The following is a 1,917-nucleotide window of genomic DNA, read 5'->3' as shown; positions in this document are numbered from 1 at the left end:
ATTTCCACTCTTGATTGTCATCGGGCCACACAATCATTTGAAACCGTTGCAATAAACCGTCATCGTTTATTCCATGGTGCATGGCTTGAATGAGTGGAATAATGCGGGAAGGTTGAATGCCTCCAATTATTGATAACGTTACATGGGGGATAAAAATGGTTCCCCGCTCGATACGGTCATAGGTAAATTGATCATCTCCATTAAAAGCTGTGAGATAAAAAGCACGGTCTGTTTGATATTCTCTTCGTTCCAGATTGGTTAAAAAACCAGATAACTCATCACGCACCATTAAGAGACCGCGGGGGTTTTCTTTTAAGAGTTCCCCAAGCTTTTCGACGGTCACATCATTGACAATAAACCGAGAGACATCATCATCATGGGTATTATCTTTAGAGGGGGCTTCAGACAACAGAGCACGTGCTGTTTCAAGATCTCCTTTTTTCAGCGCTTTATTGGCTTGTTTTTTCTTTTCTGATTTATCTAAAGTTTCAAGTATCTCTTCAATTTCTTGTTTTTCTTTCTGTTTTAACCACTCTTTATACCATTCTTTTTGAAGGCAAGTGATAGGAGCTAAAGCGGCTTTCATGGCTGGTGTTTTCATGGTTGAAGGTTGTCCAATAAGAGCGCCCCAGAGATTAGGGACAATCGTCCAATCATCATGTTGTTTTGGGGCAATCCGTACGCCATTGCCAATGACAGCAGCCAAACCACAAAGAGCAGAGACAGCAATAAAATCGAGCGGGGCTTGTTGACGCTCTGAAACGTCATAAATATAGTTCATGAGTGGCATTGGGATCTGTAATAGATTGAAAGGTTCGACGGGTAAAAGAGCCGTAGCAATCGGTTTTAATTGCCCCCACCCATTTTGTTGTAAGGCTTGTTCATAAGGAATGGCTTTTAAACAAGCATTATCATTTAGAAAAACATTATCGTTATCATTGACGGGGGTATTTTCATTCTTGTTTTGTAAATTACTATCTTTCATAGTTTCCCTCTTTTAAGAAAGTAATACGTTATTAAAATCAGTTCCTTTTGGAGCTTGCATGATAGAGACCTCAAAGCCTTGTCTATAAGCGCGTGCAGCTAGGGTAAAACCTGCTTTACGACCCGCATCATCGCCGTCCATTGCAATTGTCAGACGTCCTTTTGTATGGGGTAAATTCACACGCATCATGCCACTGGTTGAAAGAGACGCCCACAAACTCACGGGCTCTGATAACAACCCAGACAGAAGAGACAGACCCGTTTCAATGCCTTCACAAATAACCAGATGTTTGGGATTGTCTTGGCTTAAATGCACCCCACCACCCATGACAGACCCCAACATGGCTTTTGCTGGTTTCTGATCTGTTTTACAGCCATTGGCTTGTAAAAAGGTTCTATGAATGGCAAAGGAGCCAGCACCCTTAACAAGAGCAACCAACGCGGGCAGTGTAATCCCTAAAGGGTGTGGACATTTGCTATGAAAGCGTAAATCAGTAGGCAAATCGCATGTAATACCCCGCATACGTAAATAGGTTTCTGCTAAAGTATTTTTGATTGGTTGGCATTGTTGCCAAATTTCTTTTGCTCTCTCTGTTTTCTGTTTTGCTCGTTTGAGATCAGCACAAAACTGTTTGGATAAAGAGAGCGTCTGATCATAAGCTTTATCAAAAAAGGCTTGTTTCCCAAGCAAGCCAATTCTAATGAGCGCTTGTATGATCTCTCTAAAAGAGCAGCCAGCATAACAAGTGAGTAAAAGACGCCCATCATGTCCATTGGCAAGGGATAAGCTAGGCAGCCTATCATCATGAGCAGGACAACGGGCTATCCCATAATATCCATGCCAAACACCACGCAAGGCACGTGTAATATCCTGCGCATTCTTAAAAGAACACATCATTTTAAATCCTATAACGTTGCGTCATAGGACGGATT

The 1,917-nt window shown here is 41.9% G+C and carries 2 protein-coding genes; both read right to left on the bottom strand.

The features are described 5' to 3' along the window. Positions 1 to 985 (bottom strand): DUF3987 domain-containing protein (locus tag QWU_RS09390; protein ID WP_035461984.1); only part of this gene is annotated, 985 nt, incomplete at its 3' end. A gap of 12 nt (positions 986 to 997) precedes the next feature. Then, positions 998 to 1,882, bottom strand: coding sequence for a DUF7146 domain-containing protein (locus QWU_RS07385; RefSeq protein WP_017196497.1), 885 nt, complete (start codon positions 1,880 to 1,882; stop codon positions 998 to 1,000). Between the last annotated feature and the right edge of the window lie 35 nt (positions 1,883 to 1,917).

Origin of the sequence: Bartonella birtlesii IBS 325 (assembly GCF_000273375.1) — a bacterium.
In the GTDB taxonomy this organism is placed as follows: Bacteria; Pseudomonadota; Alphaproteobacteria; order Rhizobiales; family Rhizobiaceae; genus Bartonella; species Bartonella birtlesii.
This window is presented reverse-complemented; position numbering and strand designations above follow the sequence as displayed.

Excerpts from the sequence above, each read along its gene's own strand:
- QWU_RS07385 (WP_017196497.1), bottom strand. The coding sequence starts at position 1,882 with ATGATGTGTTCTTTTAAGAATGCGCAGGATATTACACGTGCCTTGCGT.